Below are 20836 nucleotides of genomic sequence, written 5' to 3' on the forward strand. Positions count from 1 at the left end.
AGAATGTTGTTCTCTTGCTCTGGAGGTTCGATGCTTCGGTTCGATGACAGGGTCGCGATCATCACGGGCGCCGGGCACGGCCTCGGCAGGGCGCACGCGCTCCTGCTCGCCGAGCGGGGCGCCAAGGTCGTGGTCAACGACCTCGGCGGCGCGCTCGACGGCACCGGCGCCTCCACCGGCCCCGCCGCCGAGGTGGTCGAGCTCATCACCAAGAACGGCGGCCAGGCCGTCGCCAACGCCGACAACGTCGCCACCCCCGAGGGCGCGAGGGCGCTCGTGCAGACGGCCGTCGACGCGTTCGGCCGGGTCGACATCGTCGTCAACAACGCGGGCATCCTGCGGGACCGGTCGTTCGGCAAGATGACCGTCGAGGACTTCGACAGCGTGCTGGCCGTGCACGTGCGCGGGTCGTACCTGGTCAGCCAGGCCGCCTACCCGCTGATGAAGGAGGCCGGGTACGGCCGCGTCGTCAACACCTCCAGCCCGGCCGGCCTGTTCGGCAACTTCGGCCAGGCCAACTACTCCACGGCCAAGATGGGCCTGGTCGGGCTGACCAAGACGCTGGCCGTCGAGGGCGCGCGCAACGGCATCAAGGCCAACGCCATCGCCCCCATCGCCTGGACCAGGATGACCGAGGCGCTGCTGCCGGCCGAGTTCGAGGCCAAGTTCACGCCCGAGCGGGTGAGCGCGCTGGTCGCCTACCTCGTGCACGACTCGTGCGAGTCGAGCGGGGAGGTGTTCACCGTCGGCGGCGGGCGGGTGGCCCGCGTGTTCGTGGCCGAGGGGCCCGGCTGGAAGGCCGACGACCTCACCCCCGAGGCGATCGCCGACAACTGGGGCTCGGTGATGGCCGAGCAGCCGTACGTGCTGACCGCCGGCGACTCGATGAAGGCCATGCTCTAGCGCCGCTCTGGCACCGCGGCCTGCCGGAAGCCGGTCATCGCCCGCCAGGGCGGTGGCCGGCTTCCGTACGTTCGGGAGGGTCCCGGCGAACGTCTCATGCCAGGCTTTGTTCGATCTTCGGCATAAGTCCGCGAGGTTCGGTCGAATCAGACTCTTGATTTGCCGCATGAGTGATCTTATTGTTCCCGCATGACCCCCCAGCCGGGCTCGGCTGCCGACGTCCTGACGCTCATCAGCGCCGGATCGGCGACCACCCGTTCCGATCTCGCGCGCCTCACCGGACTGGCCAGATCCACGATCTCCCAGCGGGTCGACGCGCTCATCGAGCGCGGCCTGGTCGAGGAGACCGAGAGCGGCGAGTCCACCGGCGGCCGTCCCCCGCGCCAGCTCCGCCTGCACACCGAGGAGCACGCCTTCGCCGGCGTCGACCTCGGCGCCACCCACTGCCGGGTCGCGCTCATGGACCTGACCGGCGGCCTGCTGGCCGAGTGCGAAGACCCGCTGGAGATCGGCGAGGGCCCCGACAAGGTGCTCGCCCACGTAGACCAGCGGCTCGACCGGCTGCTCGCTGACGCCGGACGGCCCCGCGCCGCGCTGCGCGCCATCGGCATCGGCGTGCCCGGCCCGGTGGAGTTCGCCACCGGCCGCCCCAACAACCCGCCGATCATGCCCGGCTGGAACGACTACCCCGTCCCCGAGTACTTCGACGGCATCCAGGTGCTGGTCGACAACGACGTCAACGTCATGGCGCTCGGCGAGCACCGCAACGCCTTCGCCGGCACCAGCCACCTGCTGTTCGTCAAGGTCGGCACCGGCATCGGCTGCGGCATCGTGGCCGACGGCAAGCTCCACCGGGGAGCCCAGGGCTCGGCCGGCGACATCGGGCACATCCGCGTCAGCGGCCACGACGACGCCGGCTGCCGCTGCGGCAACAGCGCCTGCCTGGAGGCCGTGGCCGGCGGCGCCGCCATCGCCCGCCGGCTCGCCGAGCTCGGCCTGGCCGCCGAGAGCGGCGCCGACGTCGTCGCGCTCGTCCAGGCGGGCAACACCCAGGCGCTGCGGCTGGTCAGGGAGGCCGGCCGGCTCATCGGCGAGGTGCTGGCCGGCCTGGTCAACTTCTTCAACCCCGAGGTCATCGTCATCGGCGGCGCGCTGTCCCGCGTCCACGAGCACCTCCTGGCCGGCATCAGGGAGACCATCTACCGCCGGTCCCTGCCGCTGGCCACCCACCACCTGTCCATCACCCCGAGCCGCACCGGGATCAACGCCGCCGCTCTCGGCGCGGGCCTGCTCGCCATCGAGCACTACCTGTCACCGGACAACATCAACCGCATCGTCAACGCCTGAAGGGGACCCCCGATGCTGGTCATGAAGGGCATCGTCAAGCAGTTCCCCGGCGTGCGCGCGCTCGACGGGGTCGATCTCGACGTACGGGCGGGCGAGGTCCACTGCCTGCTCGGCCAGAACGGCGCCGGCAAATCCACCCTGATCAAGGTGCTGGCCGGCGTCCACCAGCCCGACGAGGGCACGATCGTCTTCAACGGCGCGCCCGTCCGGCCCGCCGGCCCCATCGACGCCATCCGGCTCGGCTTCGCCACCATCTACCAGGAACTCGACCTGGTTGACGGCCTCAGCGTCGCCGAGAACATCTTCCTCGGCCACGAGCACGCCCGCTTCGGGTTCGTCAACCGCCAGGCCGGCCGCCGGGCCGCCCGCGAGGTGCTGGAACGCCTCGGCCACGGCGAGATCCGCCCCTCCACCGAGGTCGGACGGCTCTCACCGGCCGCCAAACAGGTCGTCTCGATGGCCCGCGCCCTCTCCCACGACGCCCGCCTGATCATCATGGACGAGCCCTCGGCCGCCCTGGCCCACGACGAGGTCGCCAACCTGTTCCGCATCATCCGCGAGCTCACCGCCCAGGGCGTCGCCGTCGTCTACATCTCCCACCGGCTGGAGGAGATCCGCGAGATCGGCGACCGCGTCACCGTGCTCAAGGACGGGCGCACCGTCGCCGTCGGCCTGCCCGCCCGCGACACGCCCACCGCCCGCATCGTCTCCCTCATGACCGGCCGCAACGTCGAGTACGTCTTCCCGCCCCGCCCCACCCGGCCGCCCGGCGAGGAGGTGCTGCGCGTGGAGAACCTGACCGCGCCCGGCCTCTTCGCCGACGTCTCCTTCTCCGTGCGCGCCGGGGAGATCGTCGGGCTGGCCGGGCTGGTCGGCAGCGGACGCTCCGAGATCCTGGAGGCCGTCTACGGAGCCCGGCCGGCCGCCGGCCGGGTCACGCTCGCCGGCCGCCCGGCGCGCCGGAGCGTGACCGGCGCCGTCCGGCAGGGCATGGGCCTGGCCCCCGAGGAGCGCAAGGCCCAGGCCCTGCTGCTCGACCAGAGCGTCACCGCCAACATCACGCTCGGCACCCTGCCGCAGTTCGCCAGGTTCGGCTGGATCGACCGCGGCCGCGAGCGGGCCGAGGCCGCCCGCCTGGCCCAGCTCCTCGACATCCGCCCGCCCGACCCCGAGCGCCCGATCAGGACCCTGTCGGGCGGCAACCAGCAGAAGGCCGTGCTCGCCCGCTGGCTGCTCGGCGGACGCAAGCTGCTGCTGCTCGACGAGCCCACCCGCGGCGTCGACGTCGGCGCCCGCGCCGAGCTGTACGCCGTCATCCGCGACCTGGCCGACCAGGGCATCGGCGTGCTGCTGGTCTCCAGCGAGGTGCCCGAGGTGCTGGGGCTCGCCGACCGGGTGCTCGTGCTGCGCGAGGGCGCCGTCATCCACGAGGGCGAGGCGGCCGGCCTGGACGAGCACCGCGTACTGGACATGATCATGGATGGGAGGGCCGCGTGATGAGCGACCCCATAGAGGCGCCAGAACGACCCGCCGCCGGGCTCTCCCGGCCGAGACCGTCCCTGCTGAACGGGGTCGCCGAGATCCGCCACCTCGGCCTGCTGGGCGCGCTGGCGCTGCTCGTGGTCGTCGGCCTGGTCACCCGGTTCGACAACTTCGCCACCACCTCCAACCTGGTCAGCATCCTGGCCCTGGCCGCCACGATCGGCGTGATCACCGTCGGGGCCACCTTCGTGATCATCGGCGGCGGCATCGACCTGTCCGTCGGCGCCGTCATGGCCCTCGCCTCGGTCTGGGCGACCACGCTGGCCACCCAGTCGTACGGGCCGGTGGTGATGGCCGTCTGCGCGATCCTCGTCGGCACCGGGGCCGGCCTGGTCAACGGGCTGCTGATCGCCTACGGGCGGATGGTGCCGTTCATCGCCACCCTGGCCATGCTGGTGGCCGCCCGCGGCCTGGCCCAGCGCATGTCCGACAGGAAGACGCAGCTCATCCAGGTCGAGGGCATCGTGCAGCTGTCCACCACCCGGCTGCTCGGCATCCCGCTGCTGGTCTACGTGTTCGCCCTGGTCGTGGTGCTGGGGTGGATCGTCCTGAACCGCACCACGTTCGGCCGCCGCACGTACGCGGTCGGGGGCAACCCCGAGGCGGCCAGGCTGGCCGGCATCGACGTACGCAGGCACACGATGCTCCTGTACGCCCTGTCCGGCTTCTGCTGCGGCGTCGCCGCGATCCTCATCATGGCCCGTACGACGACAGGCTCGTCCACCCACGGCGACCTGTACGAGCTCGACGCCATCGCCGCCGTCATCATCGGCGGCACCCTGCTCACCGGAGGCCGGGGCACGATCATCGGCTCGATCCTGGGCCTGCTGATCTTCACCCTCATCACGAACCTGTTCATCCTCAACGGGCTCAACACCAGCGACCAGCTGATCGCCAAGGGCCTGATCATCGTCGTCGCCGTCCTTCTCCAGCGGCGGAACCTGAAAGCGAGAGCAACATGAGTGAGAACGTCGCGCGCAGGGGATTCCTCGTCGGCGGGGCAGTGCTGTTAGCGGCGGGTTGCACCAGCAACGAGCCGGCGGCCGCTCCCTCGTCGGCGGCGCCCGCGCCCGCCCCCGCCGCGAGCGGCAACGACGAGCCCGGCCAGAAGGTGACGATCGGCTTCTCCGCGCCGGCCGCCGACCACGGCTGGATCGCGGCCATCGCCAAGAACGCCGAGAGCGCGGCCAAGCAGTACGGCGACGTCGACTTCAAGGCCGTCGAGCCGACGAACGACATCAACCAGCAGATCTCCGCCGTCGAGTCGCTGATCGCGGCCAAGGTGAACGCCCTGGTCATCCTGCCGAACGACGGCCAGCAGCTCAACCAGGTCGCGCTGCAGGCGACGCAGGCGGGCATCCCGGTCATCAACCTCGACCGGGTGTTTCCCGACAAGCTCGCCTACCGCACGTGGATCGGCGGCGACAACTACGGCATGGGCGTCGCGGCCGGGCACTACATCGGCAAGCAGCTCAAGGACAAGGGCGTCGCGAACCCGGTGATCGTCGAGATCCAGGGCATCGCCACGCTGCCGCTGACCCAGGACCGCAGCAAGGGCTTCGCCGACGCGCTGAAGACGTACGGGTTCAGCGTCACGGCCAAGCAGGACGCCAAGTTCACCGTCGAGACCGGCAACCAGGTGGCGACCTCGCTGCTGCAGGCGCACAAGAAGATCGACGCCCTGTGGAACCACGACGACGACCAGGGCGTCGGCGTGCTGGCCGCCATCAAGGAGGCGAACCGCGACGAGTTCGTCATGGTGGGCGGCGCCGGCTCGCTGAACGCCATGAAGGAGATCCAGGCCGGCACGTCGGTGCTCAAGGCCACCGTCACCTACAGCCCCACGATGGCCTCCTCGGCCGTCAAGCTCGCCAGGTTGATCGCGCAGGGCAAGGGCATGAGTGACCTCGTGGAGAACCAGGTTCCCCAGTCGATCACCCTCGCGTCCGAGACGATCACCAAGGAGAACGTCGACAAGTATCTGGCGCTCGGATTCGAATCCTGATCGGGGGTTGCATGTCAGACAAGACCACCATCGGCGTGGGCATGATCGGCTACGCGTTCATGGGCCGCGTCCACTCCCAGGCCTGGCGGAGCGTCGGGGCGTTCTTCGACCTGCCGCTCGCGCCGCGCATGGCGGTGCTGGCGGGCCGGTCGAAGGAGCAGACCGCCGCCGCGGCGGCCCGGCTCGGCTGGGCCGACGTCGAGACGGACTGGCGGGAGCTGGTCCGGCGGGACGACGTGCAGATCGTCGACATCTGCACGCCGGGCGACTCGCACGCCGAGATCGCGATCGCCGCGTTGCGCGCCGGCAAGCACGTGATCTGTGAGAAACCGCTGGCCAACACCGTCGCCGAGGCCGAGGCCATGGTCGCGGCGGCGGCCGCGGCGCCGGGCAGGAGCATGGTGGCCTTCAACTACCGGCGGGTCCCGGCGGTCGCCCTGGCCCGCCGGTACGTCGAGGAGGGCAGGCTCGGCGAGATCCGGCACGTACGCGCCCAGTACCTCCAGGACTGGATCGTGGACCCGGAGTTCCCGCTGGTGTGGCGGTTGCAGAAGGACAAGGCGGGGGCGGGGGCGCTCGGCGACATCGGCTCGCACATCGTGGACGCCGCCGAGTTCGTCACCGGCCAGCGCGTGGCAGGCGTGTCGGGGCTGACGGAGACGTTCGTCAAGGAGCGTCCGCTGGCGGGGGAGTCGGCGGGGCTGGCGGCGTCCCGCGCCGCGGAGCGGGGGGCGGTCACGGTCGACGACGCCGCGCTGTTCATCGGCCGGATGTCGGGCGGCGCGCTGGCCTCCTTCGAGGCCACCAGGTTCGCGACCGGGCGCAAGAACGCGATGCGCATCGAGGTCAACGGGCAGCTCGGCAGCCTGGCGTTCGACTTCGAGTCCATGAACGAGCTGTGGTTCAGCGAGGGCGGGCGCGGGTTCGAGCGGATCCTGGTGACCGAGCCCGACCATCCCTACGTGGGGGCGTGGTGGCCGCCGGGGCACGGGCTCGGCTACGAGCACACCTTCACCCACGAGATCAAGGACTTCCTGGAGGCCGTCGCGACCGGCGCCGACCCTTCGCCGTCGTTCGCCGACGGGCTGCGGGTGCAGCGCGTGCTGGCGGCGGTGGAGGCGAGCGCGGCCGACGGCGGCCGGTACACCCCTGTGGAGGACTGATGAGACCAGTAACGCTGTTCACCGGGCAGTGGGCGGACCTGCCGTTCGAGGAGGTGTGCAGGCTGGCGGCCGAATGGGGCTACGACGGCCTGGAGATCGCCTGCTCGGGTGACCACTTCGACGTGGCGCAGGCGATGGCGGACCCCTCGTACGTGGAGCAGAAGCGCGCCCAGCTCGACAAGCACGGCCTGAAGGTGTGGACGATCTCCAACCACCTCGTCGGCCAGGCCGTCTGCGACCATCCGATCGACGAGCGGCACAAGGCGATCCTGCCGGCGCGCATCTGGGGCTCGGGCGACCCGGAGTCGGTGCGGCGGGCCGCGGCCGAGGACATGAAGGACACCGCGCGGGCGGCCGCGGCGCTCGGCGTGGACACGGTGGTGGGGTTCACCGGCTCGTCGATCTGGCACACCGTGGCCATGTTCCCGCCGGTGCCGGCGTCGATGGTGGAGGCCGGCTACCAGGACTTCGCCGACCGGTGGAACCCGATCCTCGACGTGTTCGACGAGGTGGGGGTGCGCTTCGCGCACGAGATCCACCCGAGCGAGATCGCCTACGACTACTACACGACGCAGCGGACGCTGGAGGCGATCGGGCATCGTCCGGCGTTCGGGCTGAACTGGGACCCGTCGCACATGGTGTGGCAGGACCTCGACCCGGTGGCGTTCATCCTCGACTTCAAGGACCGCATCTACCACGTCGACTGCAAGGACACCCGGGTCCGGATCGGCGACGGGCGCAAGGGGCGGCTGTCGTCGCACCTGCCGTGGGCGGACATGCGCCGGGGATGGGACTTCGTCTCGACCGGGCGCGGTGACGTGCCGTGGGAGGACTGCTTCCGGGCGCTCAACTCGATCGGGTACGACGGGCCGATCTCGATCGAGTGGGAGGACGCGGGGATGGACCGGCTGGACGGCGCCCGGGAGGCGCTGGGGTACATCCGGCGGCTGAACTCCATCACGCCGCCCGCCACGGCCTTCGACGCGGCCTTCTCCACCACGTAGGGCCTGCCGGTCACGGGCCGGGCGCCCGCGCGCCCGGCCCGTGCCGGCCGTCCGGGGCGGGCCGGCGCGCGGTCATCAGCCCGACGATCATGATCAGCCCGCAGACCAGGAACGGCCAGCCGTACGGCCGTCGTGGCGCCCACCCGTCGAAGGTGGTCGCCACCCCCACCAGGGTGACGGCCGCCGCCGCGAGCCACCCGAGTGCCCGCCCGGCCACGCGGGCGCGCAGCGCCGCCAGCAGGATCGCCAGCACGATCCCCGGCCAGGCCATGAGGACGAGGTCCCAGGCGGGCGCGGGCCCCGGCGCGTGGGCGCGCAGCGCGCCGTTCAGCGGGCCGGCGGCGAGGTAGAGCGGGAAGGCCATGACGACCATGGCCAGGTCGCCGTACCGGCCGTCGCCCAGCCGGCCGTCCTGGGTCAGCCAGGTCAGCGTCAGCACCGCGGCCCCGTACGCGCCCGGCGCGAGCGCCGCCGACAGTCCCTGGACCCTGGCGATGGCTGCGATCATCGGACGCCTTCCCCTGCCACGTCACCGCTCCGGCGATCCCACGGTAGAGAGCCCGGCGGGCCGTGGCCGGGGACATGGGGAACCCTTGCCGGAACCGGTCAGGACGCGGGCGGCGGGCCGTCCCCGTCCTTGGGGGGCGGATCGTGTTGTCGGCGGTGTGCCTGGCCGTGCTCGCGGTGTCGGGCCACCTGGGCGGCAAGCTCGCCTTCCGCTACGGCGTCCGGGTCGCCGCCGAGGACACCCAGGCCGAGGGGTTCACCACCACCCCGCCACGGTGAGGCGCCCTCTTCGGACACCCGCCTGCTGACATACGAACGGCCCATCCTGGAAAGAAGGAAGATCGTGGAGATCGCGGCACTGATCGCCTGGCTCGTCACCGCCGTCGGCGGCTTCTCCATGCTCGGCACCTGGATCGCCCGCGGCGGCGTGGCCCAGCAGAAGGCCGGCGGGTCCCGGCTGCCCGCCCCGGTGCTCGTCGGGCACTTCCTGCTCACCGCGCTCGGCGTGGGCGGGAGCTGACGTGCGCCGCGATCACCACGCCCTTCGTCCAGGAACAGGAAGAGGAGATCCGACATGCCTGCACCCGCGACCATCGTGATCGCCGGCGGCGGCCTCGCCGCCGCCAAGGCCGCAGAGGCTCTGCGCGGCGAGGGCTTCGACGGCCGGCTCGTGCTGGTCGGCAGGGAGACGCACCTGCCGTACGAGCGGCCGCCGCTGTCCAAGGACTACCTCCAGGGCACCGGCGAACGCGACAAGATCTTCGTCCACGACCGTTCCTGGTACGCCGAGCACGACGTCGAGCTGCGGCTGGGCGTCGAGGTCACCGGCATCGACCCGGCCGCCCACCGGGTCACGCTCAGCGACGGCGAGCAGCTCGGCTACGACCGGCTGCTGCTGGCCACCGGCTCCCGGCCGCGCCGCCCGGACCTCCCCGGGGCCGACCGGCCCGAGGTGCTGTACCTGCGTACCGTCGACGACAGCGAACGCCTGCGCGCCACCCTGGCCGGCGCCGGCCGCGTCGCGATCCTCGGGGCCGGCTGGATCGGCCTGGAGGTGGCCGCCGCCGCCCGCGCCGCGGGGGCCGAGGTCACCGTGATCGAGACGGCGTCCGCGCCGCTGCTGCGCGTGCTGGGGCCGCACGTGGCCGGGGTGTTCACCGCGCTGCACCGCGAGCACGGCGTGACCTTCCACTTCGACGCCCGTCCCGCCGAGATCACCGGCTCAGGGGTGCTGCTCGAAGGCGGCGCCCACGTCGAGGCGGACGTCGTCGTGGCCGGCGTCGGCGCCGAACCGGACACCGACCTCGCGCGGGCCGCCGGGCTGACCGTCGAGGACGGCGTCAAGGTGGGGGCCGACCTGCGCACCTCCGACCCCGACATCTTCGCGGCCGGTGACATCGCCAACGCCTACCATCCGCTGCTGGGCCGGCACGTCCGGGTCGAGCACTGGGCGAACGCGCTCAACCAGCCCGCCGTCGTCGCCCGCGCGATGCTCGGCCGGTCCGCCGAATACGACAACCTGCCCTACTTCTTTACCGACCAGTACGACCTGGGCATGGAGTACGCCGGCCACGTCCCGCCCGGCCGCACGCCCGACGTCGTGGTGCGCGGCGACCTGGAGGCCCGCGAGTTCATCGCCTTCTGGCTGGACGAGCAGGACAGGGTGCTGGCCGCGATGAACGTCAACATCTGGGACGTCACCGACCACACCCAGGCCCTCATCCGGTCCCGCAAGCCCGTGGACCGCGCCGCGCTCGCCGACCCCGGCACCCCGCTCGACCAGCTCCTGCCCTCCTGACGCCCGAAGCGGCACGGGACGGCCCCGGTCCCGTGCCGCTCCCGGAGGTGGGTCAGCGCACGACGCGGCAGACCAGGGCGTCGGAGGCGCCGCGCAGCGCGGACATCACCACGTCCGTGGTGAGGAACTTGCAGGCCAGGTACGGGTCACCCGAGCCCGCGTACGTCATCGGGCCGGGTCCGCCGGTGTAGCAGCGCAGGCCGCCGGACTCGTAGAAGCCGATCCACGAGGACGAGTTGACCTTGGCGTGACAGTAGTCGCCGATCGAGACCGGCCCGAAGGTCACGTCCACGACGGCCGCGTGGGCGGGCGCGGCGAGGGCGAGCAGGCCGGCGGCGGCGATGGAGAGCAGGGCGAGGCCGCGACGAAGCATGGATACTCCTTGGGGGGTGGTGGGCACTCAACCCGGAGTATCCGTTAGGAAACTTTCCTTAGCAATGGGTGCGCGACCGGTTCCGCCGATCGCGGCCTGACCTGCCCGGGGCCGGAGAGCGGGGGCCCGTTCTCCGGCCCGGGACCCGGGTCAGTCCATGATGACGATCTGGCGGAGCACCTCGCCGCCGCGCAGGGCCGCGACGGCGTCGTTCAGGTCGCCGAGCCGGATGCGGGCGCTGATCAGCGACTCCAGGTCGAGCTGTCCAGCCTTGTGGAGCTTGGCGAAGTAGGGGAAGTCGTGCCGCACGTCGGCCTCGCCGTACAGGCTGGACAGCAGTCTCTTGCCCTCGAACAGCAGGCTGAAGGCGGAGATGGAGACCATGTCGTCCACCGCGCCGGCGCCCACCACGATGACGTCGCCGCCCGCCCGGGTGAGCTGCCAGGCGCTCTGGATGGTCGCCGACTTGCCGACGACCTCGAAGCCGTAGTCGAAGCCGCTGCCGCCGGTCAGCTCGTTCAGGGCCTCGGGGACCTGCTCGGGCGTGATCGCGTGCGTCGCGCCGACCTTCTTGGCCAGGGCGTGCTTGGACTCCAGCGGGTCGACGGCGAGGATCGTCCTGGCGCCGGAGACCCGCGCGCCCTGGATGACCGACAGGCCGACGCCGCCGCAGCCGATCACCACGACCGTGGAGCCGGGACGCACCTTGGCGGTGTTGATCGCGGCGCCCACGCCGGTCGTGATGCCGCAGCCGATCAGCGCCGCCGCCTCCCACGACACGTCGTCGTCGATCTTGATCGCGCCCTGCCAGGGCACGATGACCTCCTCGGCCCAGGTGCCGCAGCCCGCCATGCCGAACGCCGTCGCGTTGTCGCCGCCGAAGCGGAAGTTGCCCTTGCTGAAGGACTCGATGACGTACTTCATGCACATGTACGGCTGCCCGCCCACGCACAGGTCGCAGGACTGGCAGGCCGGCCGCCAGCTGATCACGACGTGGTCGCCCGGCGCGACCGACGTGACGTGCTCGCCCACCTCGACCACCTCGCCCGCGCCCTCGTGGCCCGGGATCAGCGGCACCGGCTGCGGAAGCACGCCGGACATGGCCGACAGGTCCGAGTGGCACACGCCCGTGGCTCTGATCCGGACGCGGACATCGGTCGGCCCGACGGGGGCCAGGGTGATGTCGTCGCGGATGTCCAGCTTGTCGTTGCCTACGGCGTGCAGGATCGCGGCGCGCATGGGGTTCCTCCTCCGGCTACGGCTAGTCCTCTAGCGACAGGGCGGCTTTCGGGCAGGACCTGACCGCGCTGCGGACGCGATCCTGCATCTCGGGGGGTGGTTCGGGGAGCAGGATGTGCAGCTGGTCGTCGTCGTCCACCTCGAAGACCTCGGGCGCGAGCCCCATGCACACGGCGTTGGCCTCGCAGACCAGTTCATCGACCTTGACCTTCATGTGAGCCTCCTGTGATCCCATGAGACCACTTTGGTGCGCTCGACGACGTAGGCGATGCGTTTTCTGCCGGTCTGCTCGACGTAGGGGGTCAGCAGGTCGTCCGGCACCCCCGGCGTCATCCTGCGCGCGATCATCATGCCGATGGCGAGCACCCGGTCCCGGTCGTCCACCTGCTCGGCCACGCCGTACACGAGGACGCCGCGGAGCTGGTCGTAGTCGTCGCCCGCCTCGACCAGGCAGCTCACCCGCGGGTCGCGGGCCAGGTTGCGGGCCTTCTGCGCCTTGCCGTACGTCCAGAAGGCGATGCGGCCCTCGTCCAGCCCGTAGAACATGGTCACCAGGTGCGGTGTCCCGTCGGGGTTGATGGTCGCGAGCTGGACCTTGCGCGAACCGTCCAGGAACGCCGTGACCTCGTCGTCGGACATCGCGATGCGAGCGCGCTGATTCACGTGCCAAGTAGAACAGGTTCCAAAGAAGCACGGCAAGAGGTCGCTGGAATGTTGTTCGGTTCGGCTAGGGTGCATGCCTATGACGATGCCGCCGGAGCTGCTGCAGGCAGCGGAGCACGCCAAGGGATTCATGCCGCCGAAGGAGGGGCTGGCCCTGTTCGAGGCGGCCTGCCGCTACGGCGGCCTCGGGCCGCTCTGCGAGATCGGCACCTACTGCGGCAAGTCGGCGATCTACCTCGGCGCGGCGGCCCGGCACACCGGCTCGGTGGTCGTCACCGTCGACCACCACCGGGGCTCGGAGGAGATCCAGCCCGGCTGGGCCCACCACGACCCGGCCCTGATGGACCCGCGCTTCGGGCGGATGGACTCCCTGCCCTTCTTCCGCGCCGCCGTCGCCGCCGCCGGGCTGGAGGAGGAGGTGATCGCCGTCGTCGGGCGGTCCGACCGGGTGGCCGCGTTGTGGAACACGCCGCTCGGCCTGCTCTTCATCGACGGCGGCCACTCCGAGGAGCCGGTGACCCGCGACTACGAGGGCTGGGCGCCGCACGTCATGGAGGGCGGCGCGCTGGTCTTCCACGACATCTATCCCGACCCGGCCGACGGCGGGCAGGCCCCCTACCGGGTCTACCTGCGGGCCCTTGCGTCGGGCGCCTTCCGCGAGGTGTCTGCCGAGGGCTCGCTGCGCGTGCTGGAACGCGTCGGCCAGGGCGTCTAGCGCCGGTGGCGGCGGTTCCACGACCGGCGGGTGTGGGCCTGCCAGCGCTGGAAGTCCTCGTGGGTGTGGGCGTCGTGGCCGAGGGCCAGCAGCGCCTGGTCGGTCCAGGCGGCCGCCTCGTCGGGCGCGGCGTCGGCCAGGATCGGCACGGCCAGCCGCGCGTGGTCCGGCAGCGCCCCCGACCGCAGCCGCGCCGTGACCGCGAAGGCGCAGCCCTGGGCCAGGTGGGCGCGGAAGCCGTCGGCGCCGGCGTGCTCGGTCAGCCACCACAGCTCGTCGCTGTCGGCGCCGCCCGTGTACGTGGCCGCGAACCCCACGCCGCTCCACAGGTCGGCCCGCCGGCTCGCCGGGAAGCCCGCGATGCGCGCGCCGACGTCGTCCGGCGAGGCGCAGTCGTGGTACCACAGCAGCCGGCCGAGGCCCTGGTCGAAGACCGCGCAGTGGGCGCGGGTGAGCAGGTCGGGCATGCTCCTGCGGCCCACCATGCGGTCCGCGCGGGACAGGCTCCACTGGAAGCCGAACCCGTCCACGGCCAGCCAGCGCATCAGCGGGTGCGCCCGCCGCGCGCCCCAGACCGGACGCAGCCGCAGCAGCGCGTAGCCGCGTCCGGCGCCGACGTACGCGGCGTGGCGGTGATGCTGGGCGGGGCCGGCCAGTAGCTCGTGAAGGCGCCGGCCCCGGGTCAAGGTGAGCAGGTCGAGCACGGTGCAGGCGGCCGCCGCGCCCTCGTGGCCGAAAGGCCGCTGCTCAGGTGGAAGGTCTTCGATCTTCTCGACTTCCCGCGACATGACCGCGTTGAAGCCGAACACGTACGACTGCTCGGAATCCGCGAAGACCGTCCGGGGAGCGCCGGGGCGCAGCCGGAACCTGCGCCGGCCCAGATCGGACTCCGAAGGATCCTTGGCCAGAAACCGCCGCAGTCCCCGCGCCGGGGACAGTGTCGGCTCGATCCTGACCTGGTCCAAGAACGCTGTTGTGCCCGTGTCGCCCACGCTTCCCCCGAAGACGCCTCCTACGGCCAGACACGAAGCTAGTAACCCCAATGCGCCGTTCACCGGCGGCGCACCGGATGTCCCCGGCAAAGAACCCGCAAAAGCCCTTGCGCCGCCGCCCCGCGGGATCAGCCGGGGGGCGCCGGCCTGAACGACTGACGTTCCACGCACCCGCACGCCTCCGGGTCGGACACCGACGTGCCCGCGATGTCGCGGAACAGCCCGGAACCGGGGGACAGGCGCTGCAACGCGTCGGCGGCGAGGATGGCCGCGGCCGCGGTGTAGCCGGAGCGCTCGTGCGGGAAGTGCTTGCGGTTGACGAACTGCCAGCCGGTCCAGTACGAGCCGTCCTCGTGGCGCAGGTGCTGCACGTCGGCGAAGAGCGCGGCGGCCCGCGTACGGTCGCCCATGGCGTCCAGGGCCAGCACCAGCTCGCACGTCTCGGCCCCGGTCACCCACGGCTGGTCGGACACGCACCGGATGCCGAGCCCCGGCACCACGAACGTGGACCACTCGCGTTCCAGCAGCTCGACCGCCTGCTGCCCGCGCACCGCGCCGCCCAGCACCGGGTAGTACCAGTCCATCGAGAACCGGCTCTTGTCGGCGAACGCCTCCGGGTGCGCCGACAACACGTGGGCCAGCCGGTCGGCGGCCAGCTCCCAGTGCGGCTGCGGGTCACCCAGATGGTCGGCGAGCAGCACGCCGCAGCGCAGGCCCTGGTGGATCGAGGCGCACCCGGTCAGCAGCGCGTCCGCCGCCGCCCGGCCGTGGGCGTCCCGCTCCCAGACGATCTCGCCCCGCTCGGTCTGCAGGCCCACCACGTAGTCGAGCGCGGCCTTGACCATGGGCCAGTGGCGCTCGGCGTGCTCGCGGTCGCCGGTGACGAGATGGTGGTGCCAGACGCCCGCGGCGACGTAGGCGGCGTGGTTGGACTCGCCGCCGGCCTCGACGGCCACGCCGTCCAGCAGCTTCATCGGCCAGGAGCCGTCGGGGCGCTGGTGGCGGGCCAGCCACTCCCAGCCGCGCCGCACCGGCTCGGCCAGCCCGGCCACGCACATGCCCATCAGGCACTCGACGTGGTTCCACGCGTCCACGTGCCCCTCGGGCCAGGGCACGCCGCCGTCGTCCTGCTGGATGGCCGCGATGCTGAGGGCCGTGCGGACGACCTCCTCGCGGGAGATCATGGCTTCTTGACGTAGAGGACCACGCTCTTGCCGATGAGCGGGTTGAGCAGCGCCTCGGCGATCCTGGTGGCGGCCGGGCGCTTCATGATGTCCCACACCAGCAGCTCGTGGTACGCCTTGGCGACCGGATGGTCGTCGTTGTTGACGCCCACCGCGCACTTGATCCACCAGTAGGGCGCGTGCAGGCCGTGGGCGTGGTGATGCGGGCCGATCTCGAAGCCGACGGACTTGAGCTTGGCCGACAGCTCGGCCAGCGTGTAGATGCGCACGTGGCCGCCGGGGGCGGTGTGGTAGTCCTCGTCCAGGGCCCAGCAGATGCGCTCGGGCAGGAAGCTCGGCACGGTGATCGCCGCGGTGCCGCCCGGCTTGAGCACGCGGAAGATCTCCCGCATGGCGGTCATGTCGTCGGGGATGTGCTCCAGCACCTCGGCGGCGATGACCCGGTCGAAGCCGCCGTCCTCGAACGGCATGTCCAGCGCCGTGCCCTGGACGGTCTCGCCGGTCGCGCCCAGCGGCACCTCGCCCGCCTTGTCCATCGCCACGAACATGGCCGCCACGTTGTCCAGCTCGGCCTGGTCCATGTCGAAGGCGACGACGTCGGCGCCCTGGCGCAGCACCTCGAAGGCGTGCCTGCCGCCGCCGCAGCCCAGGTCGAGCACGCGCACGCCGGGGCCCACGGGGAGCCGGTCGAAGTCCACGGTCAGCACTTTGTCGCTTCTCCTTGATCAGCTCTTGGGGGCTTTTCGTTCGGGGGTCAGCGGCGGGCCTTGTGCGCCGCCATCGCCTCGCGGTACGCCTCGACCGTCCGCTTGGCGACGACGTGCCAGGTGTAGCGCTCCATGACCCGGTCGTAGCCGGCCTTGCCCACCCGTTCGCGCTCCTCGGGGGAGTCGTGCAGGCGGCGCAGCACGGCCGCCAGCTCCTCGGCGTCGCCCGGCGCCACCTGGACGGCCGCGTCGCCCACGACCTCGGGCAGCGCGCCCGTCCGGCTGGCCACCAGGGGCGTGCCGCAGGCCATGTGCTCGACGGCGGGCAGCGAGAAGCCCTCGTACAGCGAGGGGACCACGGAGATCTCGGAGGTGGCGATCAGCTCGCCCAGCTCGTCGTCGGAGATGCCGTGCACGAAGCGCACCCGGTCCTGGAGCGACAGCTCCTGCACGAGCCGCTCGGTCGGGCCGCCCGGGGTCGGCTTGCTAACCACGGTCAGGTTCACGTCGCGTTCCGTGGCGAGCTTGGCGACCGCGCGCAGCAGCGTGGCCACGCCCTTCATCGGCGAGTCGGCGCTGGCCACCGCGACGATCGAGCCCTTGCGGCGGGGCTTGTCCGGGCGCGGGTGGAAGTAGCGGGTGTCCACGCCGAGCGGGATCAGCCGCATGTTGGCCTGCGGGACGTTGAAGTCCCGGTGGATGTCGGCCAGCGACGACTCGCTGACCGTGAGGATCGGGCTGAGCCTGGGCGCGACGCGGGACTGCATCTTCACGAACCCGTACCAGCGGCGCATGGTGAGCTTCTTGTAGCCCGTGGCGGCCTCCAGCTCGATCCGCCGGTCGACGCTGATCGGGTGGTGGATCGTCCCGACCACGGGGAACAGCTTCTGGATGCCGAGCAGGCCGTAGCCGAGGGTCTGGTTGTCCTGGACGACGTCGAAGTCGCCGACGCGCTTCTTCAGCTCGCGGTAGGCGCGCAGGGTGAAGGTGAGCGGCTCGGGGAAGCCGGCCGTCCACATGGTGCCGACCTCCAGGAGGTCGATCCAGTCGCGGTACTCGGCCAGCTTCGGGGTCCTGAACGGGTCCTCGTCCCGGTAGAGGTCGAGGCTGGGCACCTCGCGCAGGACGACGCCCTCGTCCAGCTCGGGGTAGGGCGGTCCGGAGAACACCTCGACGTGGTGGCCGAGCGCGACCAGCTCACGGCTCAGGTGCCGGAGGTAGACGCCCTGCCCGCCGCAGGTGGGCTTGCTGCGATAGGACAGCAGCGCGATCCGCAGCGCCTCGCTCACGGACACCCCTTTCTCCGCCGGTAGGCCCATGTTTTCTGCGGTAAGGCCCCAAGAGGCGGGCGTGTACCGTGAAAGATGACCTTAGTCCGAGAAGGCTACCATTCGGTAGGTCACCTGGAATTGTTCACAACAGTCTCCACAGGCCGTGCGAACTGCGACATTAAGGTAACCGAGCGTGGTTCGGTGGAACAGGTTCTAGTGGGCTTTGGTGCTGCGTCCAGGCGCTTAGCTGTACATTCCCGTCCCAAAGGGACGCGGTGCGGGCCACCGTACCTACGTGATAGTTGGAGGACCCCTTGGCCAGGCGCGCTCTGATCACCGGCATCACCGGCCAGGACGGTTCCTACTTGGCCGAGCACCTGCTCGACCAGGGTTACGAGGTGTGGGGGCTGGCCCGCGGGCAGGCGAACCCGCGCGTCTCGCGCATGCGCAAGCTGCTGGCCGACGTCCAGGTGGTGCGGGGCGACCTGCTGGACCAGGGGTCGCTGATCTCCGCGGTGGAACGCGTTCAGCCGGACGAGGTGTACAACCTGGGGGCGATCTCGTTCGTGCCCATGTCGTGGGAGCAGGCCGAGCTGACCGCCGAGGTGACCGGTATGGGGGTCCTGCGGATGCTTGAGGCCATCCGGGTGTGTTCGGGCGTGTCGCGCGGCGGGGGATCGTCGTCCCCGGGGCAGATCCGCTTCTACCAGGCCTCGTCCTCGGAGATGTTCGGCCAGGTCACCGAGACCCCGCAGAACGAGCGCACCGCCTTCCACCCGCGCTCGCCGTACGGGGTGGCCAAGGCGTACGGGCACTTCCTCACGCAGAACTACCGCGAGTCGTACGGGATGTTCGCGGTGTCGGGCATCCTGTTCAACCACGAGTCGCCCCGGCGCGGCGCGGAGTTCGTGACCAGGAAGGTCACCCTCGGGGTGGCCCGGATCAAGCTCGGCCTGGCCACGGAGCTGCGGCTGGGCAACCTGGAGGCGCGCCGCGACTGGGGCTACGCGGGCGACTACGTCAAGGCGATGCACCTGATGCTCCAGGCCGCCAATCCCGAGGACTACGTGATCGGCACCGGGCGGATGAAGTCGGTGCGGGAGCTGGTCGAGGCCGCCTTCACGGCCGCCGGGCTGGACTGGGAGCGGCACGTGGTGGTCGACCGGACGCTGCACCGCCCGGCGGAGGTGGACCTGCTGTGCGCCGACCCGAAGAAGGCGCGGGCGCAGCTCGGGTGGGAGCCGCGGGTGTCGTTCGACGAGCTGGTCGCGATGATGGTCGAGAGCGACCTGCGCCTGCTGTCCGCCGGCGGCGACCCCGACCAGGACAGCTCCTGGCCCTAGAGCCGGTTCGGCACCCCTTGGCCCGCCCGGTCCGGTGCGGGCCTTTTTGCTGCTTACGGCCGCTCTTGGCGTGACCCATTGACAAAGAGGATTTTTACGTAAAAGATTGTTTTTGCGATGAGAGACGTCCTGTATCTGGAACAGATCGAGCAGGCCGAGGCGCTGCTCAAGCCGCAACGGGTCGAGGTGCTGAGGCAACTGGCCGAGCCGCGTACGTGCTCGGAGGTCGCCGAACGCCTCGGGCAGACGCCGCAGCGGGTCTACTACCACGTCAAGCGGCTGGTCGAGGCCGGTCTCGTGGAGCTGGTGTCCGAGCGCAAGGTGCGCGGCGTCCACGAGGGCATCTACCAGGCCGGCGCCCGGTCGTACTGGTTGTCGCCGCGGCTGGTCGGCCGGATCGGGCTGCGCAAGGCGCGCGACGAGCTGAGCCTGGGCTACCTGCTCGACCTCATGGAGGAGGTCCAGGCCGACATCGCCGCGCTCGACCGGGACGCGCCCGAGCTGCCGTCCATCGGCCTGTCCGGAGAGATCCACGTGCGTCCGGAGAGCCGCCAGCAGTTCCTGAACGACCTGCAGGGCATGCTGCAGGAGCTTTTCACTCGTTACGGCGGCGCTGAGGGTGACGCCTTCAAGCTCGCCGTCGCCTGTTACCCCAAGGGAGAAGAGCATGAGTGAGCCGATGATCGCCAAGGTCCGCGTCCAGGCGCCGGTCAAGGAGGTGTGGCAGGCGCTGACCGATCCGGCCGCGGCCCGGGTCTGGCTGGCCGAGCACGTCGAGGTGGACCTGCCGGACCGGTTCGCGTTCTGGGGCCGTACGACGCCCGAGGGCGACGCGCCGCACCAGCGGGTGCTGTCGGCCGACGAGCGCGGCGTGCGGTTCGCCTGGCTGCTGGACGGCGTCGAGACGACCGCCGAGCTCGCGGTCGAGGAGGACGGCGAGTCGGCGACGATCGTCTCGGTGACGCAGTCGCACTTCGACTTCCAGGACGTCGTCACCGGCGCCAGCATCCGCGGCGTGCTGCAGACGTACTGGTTCCAGGTGCTGGCCGGCTTGGCCGAGCACGTCGAGGGCCGCCCGCTCACGCCGCGCGCCGACTTCACCGCGCGCGAGCTGCGCGCCGAGGTCACCATCGACGCGGCGCCCGCCCAGGTCTTCGAGTCGCTGGTCGACTCGGAGACGGTGACCAAGTGGTTCGGGATGCCGATCGAGATCGAGCCGTACGTCGGCGGCCGGTTCGCCATGGGCGGCTTCGCGAACGACCCGTCGCCGGCCAAGGTGCTGGAGCTGGAGCCGGAGCGCCGGTTCTCCGTCGACTGGGGCGGCGCCGGGGTGAGCTCCTGGGAGCTCGCCGGGTCCGCCGGCCGGACGCGGCTGACGCTCGTGCAGAGCGGCTTCGACGCCGAGCGCCCGCCGTACGCGGCCTGGGGCGGGATGTTGTCCGGGGTGGCGGAGCTGCGGCGTTTCCACGAGGTGCCGGACTGGCGTCCGATGTGGGTCGCCTGACCGCTCGGGAGCCCGGGGTCAGCCTGGTCTGTCGTGCTCCCGCCGGGGTGAGCCCGTTCTGTCCTGCTCGCCGTCCGGCAGGTGGGCGAGGACGGTCTCGGCGATCGTGGCGAGCACCTCGATCTGCTCCCGCGAGAGCAGGTCGATGAAGTGCCTGCGCACCGACGCCACATGGGCGGGCGCCGCCTCCTGGATGGCCCGCAACCCGCCGTCGGTCAGCACGACCACGGCCCCGCGCGCGTCCCCCTCGAAGCCCTCGCGGGTGACCAGCCCCCGCTGCTCCATCCGCGAGATGTGCCGGGAGAGGCGGCTCTTCGACCAGAGCATGCGGTCGGCCAGCGCGGTGAGCCGCCACCGGTGGCCGGGCGTGGAGCTCAGCGCCGACAGGACGTCGTAGTCGGGGGCCGACAGCCCCGAGTCGCTCGCGAGGTCGCGGCTGACCTGGGCGTCGAGCAGCAGGCGCATCCTGCGATAGCCGATCCAGGCCCGGAACTCGGCGTCGTCCAGCCAGTTGGGCTCCATGACCCGGCAGTTTAGTTGACGTGTAACCGACCTCCGTTCTAGGTTTACATGTAA

The 20836-nt window shown here is 71.3% G+C and carries 24 protein-coding genes; 14 read left to right on the top strand and 10 right to left on the bottom strand.

Annotation, left to right across the window (positions count from 1 at the left end):
• Window positions 1-30: 30 nt before the first annotated feature.
• The 7 genes from ACFYYW_RS34220 (at window position 31) to ACFYYW_RS34250 (ending at window position 7964) form a co-directional block, all read left to right on the top strand.
• Complete coding sequence (locus tag ACFYYW_RS34220) at window positions 31-903, top strand: SDR family oxidoreductase (protein ID WP_352323525.1); 873 nt, start codon at window positions 31-33, stop codon at window positions 901-903.
• 189 nt (window positions 904-1092) lie between these two features.
• Entirely contained in the window at window positions 1093-2250 is a 1158-nt protein-coding gene (locus ACFYYW_RS34225; RefSeq protein WP_387655002.1) for an ROK family transcriptional regulator, read from the top strand.
• A gap of 12 nt (window positions 2251-2262) precedes the next feature.
• Window positions 2263-3747, top strand: a complete 1485-nt coding sequence (locus ACFYYW_RS34230; protein ID WP_387655005.1) for a sugar ABC transporter ATP-binding protein — start codon at window positions 2263-2265, stop codon at window positions 3745-3747.
• A complete protein-coding gene (locus tag ACFYYW_RS34235) occupies window positions 3747-4754 on the top strand; it encodes an ABC transporter permease (protein WP_387655008.1) in 1008 nt (335 codons plus the stop codon). Before ACFYYW_RS34230 ends, ACFYYW_RS34235 begins: the two co-directional genes overlap by 1 nt.
• Window positions 4751-5797: an ABC transporter substrate-binding protein gene (locus ACFYYW_RS34240; protein ID WP_352323521.1), complete on the top strand. Its 1047-nt coding sequence runs from the start codon at window positions 4751-4753 to the stop codon at window positions 5795-5797. Before ACFYYW_RS34235 ends, ACFYYW_RS34240 begins: the two co-directional genes overlap by 4 nt.
• 11 nt (window positions 5798-5808) lie before the next feature.
• Window positions 5809-6960, top strand: coding sequence for a Gfo/Idh/MocA family protein (locus ACFYYW_RS34245; protein WP_387655013.1), 1152 nt, complete (start codon window positions 5809-5811; stop codon window positions 6958-6960).
• Complete coding sequence (locus ACFYYW_RS34250; RefSeq protein WP_387655349.1) at window positions 6957-7964, top strand: sugar phosphate isomerase/epimerase family protein; 1008 nt, start codon at window positions 6957-6959, stop codon at window positions 7962-7964. Before ACFYYW_RS34245 ends, ACFYYW_RS34250 begins: the two co-directional genes overlap by 4 nt.
• Window positions 7965-7974: 10 nt before the next feature.
• Here ACFYYW_RS34250 and ACFYYW_RS34255 read toward each other — a convergent pair whose 3' ends face one another.
• Entirely contained in the window at window positions 7975-8472 is a 498-nt protein-coding gene (locus ACFYYW_RS34255; RefSeq protein WP_387655016.1) for a hypothetical protein, read from the bottom strand.
• 74 nt (window positions 8473-8546) lie between these two features.
• Here ACFYYW_RS34255 and ACFYYW_RS34260 point away from each other — a divergent pair, with 74 nt between their 5' ends.
• The 3 genes from ACFYYW_RS34260 to ACFYYW_RS34270 all read left to right on the top strand — a co-directional run bounded on the left by ACFYYW_RS34260 (window position 8547) and on the right by ACFYYW_RS34270 (window position 10269).
• Window positions 8547-8750 carry a DUF2231 domain-containing protein gene (locus ACFYYW_RS34260; protein WP_387655019.1) on the top strand — a complete coding sequence of 68 codons (204 nt, stop codon included), beginning with the start codon at window positions 8547-8549 and terminating at the stop codon, window positions 8748-8750.
• Window positions 8751-8814: 64 nt separating this feature from the next.
• Window positions 8815-8991, top strand: a complete 177-nt coding sequence (locus ACFYYW_RS34265) for a hypothetical protein (RefSeq protein WP_387655022.1) — start codon at window positions 8815-8817, stop codon at window positions 8989-8991.
• Between the two features lie 54 nt (window positions 8992-9045).
• Window positions 9046-10269 (top strand): NAD(P)/FAD-dependent oxidoreductase, encoded by a 1224-nt coding sequence (locus ACFYYW_RS34270; RefSeq protein ID WP_387655025.1) that lies wholly within the window; start codon window positions 9046-9048, stop codon window positions 10267-10269.
• Between the two features lie 52 nt (window positions 10270-10321).
• Here the strand turns inward: ACFYYW_RS34270 and ACFYYW_RS34275 are convergent, their stop codons facing one another.
• The 4 genes from ACFYYW_RS34275 to ACFYYW_RS34290 form a co-directional block, all read right to left on the bottom strand.
• Window positions 10322-10642, bottom strand: coding sequence for a hypothetical protein (locus tag ACFYYW_RS34275; RefSeq protein ID WP_352324007.1), 321 nt, complete (start codon window positions 10640-10642; stop codon window positions 10322-10324).
• A gap of 150 nt (window positions 10643-10792) precedes the next feature.
• The gene (locus tag ACFYYW_RS34280; RefSeq protein ID WP_358288864.1) at window positions 10793-11881 is read right to left on the bottom strand and encodes a Zn-dependent alcohol dehydrogenase; all 1089 of its coding nucleotides are present in this window, start codon (window positions 11879-11881) and stop codon (window positions 10793-10795) included.
• Between the two features lie 22 nt (window positions 11882-11903).
• Window positions 11904-12095 (bottom strand): ferredoxin, encoded by a 192-nt coding sequence (locus ACFYYW_RS34285; RefSeq protein WP_352324009.1) that lies wholly within the window; start codon window positions 12093-12095, stop codon window positions 11904-11906.
• Entirely contained in the window at window positions 12092-12544 is a 453-nt protein-coding gene (locus ACFYYW_RS34290; protein ID WP_387655030.1) for a pyridoxamine 5'-phosphate oxidase family protein, read from the bottom strand. Before ACFYYW_RS34290 ends, ACFYYW_RS34285 begins: the two co-directional genes overlap by 4 nt.
• An 85-nt stretch (window positions 12545-12629) precedes the next feature.
• On the opposite strand from ACFYYW_RS34290, the gene ACFYYW_RS34295 reads away from it, so the two are divergent.
• Window positions 12630-13259, top strand: a complete 630-nt coding sequence (locus tag ACFYYW_RS34295; protein WP_352324033.1) for a class I SAM-dependent methyltransferase — start codon at window positions 12630-12632, stop codon at window positions 13257-13259.
• On the opposite strand, the gene ACFYYW_RS34300 is transcribed toward ACFYYW_RS34295, so the two are convergent.
• The 4 genes from ACFYYW_RS34300 to ACFYYW_RS34315 all read right to left on the bottom strand — a co-directional run bounded on the left by ACFYYW_RS34300 (window position 13256) and on the right by ACFYYW_RS34315 (window position 17461).
• Window positions 13256-14224, bottom strand: coding sequence for a DUF1702 family protein (locus ACFYYW_RS34300; protein WP_352324011.1), 969 nt, complete (start codon window positions 14222-14224; stop codon window positions 13256-13258). The genes ACFYYW_RS34295 and ACFYYW_RS34300 overlap by 4 nt on opposite strands.
• A gap of 155 nt (window positions 14225-14379) precedes the next feature.
• A complete protein-coding gene (locus ACFYYW_RS34305; RefSeq protein ID WP_387655033.1) occupies window positions 14380-15435 on the bottom strand; it encodes a prenyltransferase in 1056 nt (351 codons plus the stop codon).
• Window positions 15432-16142, bottom strand: coding sequence for a methyltransferase domain-containing protein (locus ACFYYW_RS34310; RefSeq protein WP_352324013.1), 711 nt, complete (start codon window positions 16140-16142; stop codon window positions 15432-15434). Before ACFYYW_RS34310 ends, ACFYYW_RS34305 begins: the two co-directional genes overlap by 4 nt.
• A gap of 47 nt (window positions 16143-16189) precedes the next feature.
• Window positions 16190-17461 (bottom strand): glycosyltransferase family 4 protein, encoded by a 1272-nt coding sequence (locus ACFYYW_RS34315; protein WP_387655036.1) that lies wholly within the window; start codon window positions 17459-17461, stop codon window positions 16190-16192.
• A 266-nt stretch (window positions 17462-17727) separates the two neighbouring features.
• Between ACFYYW_RS34315 and ACFYYW_RS34320 the strand changes: the two genes are divergently transcribed.
• From ACFYYW_RS34320 to ACFYYW_RS34330, 3 genes are all read left to right on the top strand, one after another.
• Complete coding sequence (locus tag ACFYYW_RS34320; RefSeq protein WP_387655039.1) at window positions 17728-18756, top strand: GDP-mannose 4,6-dehydratase; 1029 nt, start codon at window positions 17728-17730, stop codon at window positions 18754-18756.
• A gap of 117 nt (window positions 18757-18873) precedes the next feature.
• On the top strand, window positions 18874-19431 hold the full coding sequence (locus ACFYYW_RS34325; protein ID WP_352324016.1) for a helix-turn-helix domain-containing protein: 558 nt from the start codon (window positions 18874-18876) through the stop codon (window positions 19429-19431).
• A complete protein-coding gene (locus ACFYYW_RS34330; RefSeq protein ID WP_364416375.1) occupies window positions 19424-20260 on the top strand; it encodes an SRPBCC family protein in 837 nt (278 codons plus the stop codon). The genes ACFYYW_RS34325 and ACFYYW_RS34330 overlap by 8 nt, the downstream gene beginning before the upstream one ends.
• Window positions 20261-20278: 18 nt before the next feature.
• Here the strand turns inward: ACFYYW_RS34330 and ACFYYW_RS34335 are convergent, their stop codons facing one another.
• On the bottom strand, window positions 20279-20782 hold the full coding sequence (locus ACFYYW_RS34335) for a MarR family winged helix-turn-helix transcriptional regulator (RefSeq protein WP_387655044.1): 504 nt from the start codon (window positions 20780-20782) through the stop codon (window positions 20279-20281).
• Window positions 20783-20836: the final 54 nt, after the last annotated feature.

It is taken from the genome of Nonomuraea sp. NPDC001831 (assembly GCF_042892035.1).
Taxonomy (GTDB): domain Bacteria; phylum Actinomycetota; class Actinomycetes; order Streptosporangiales; family Streptosporangiaceae; genus Nonomuraea.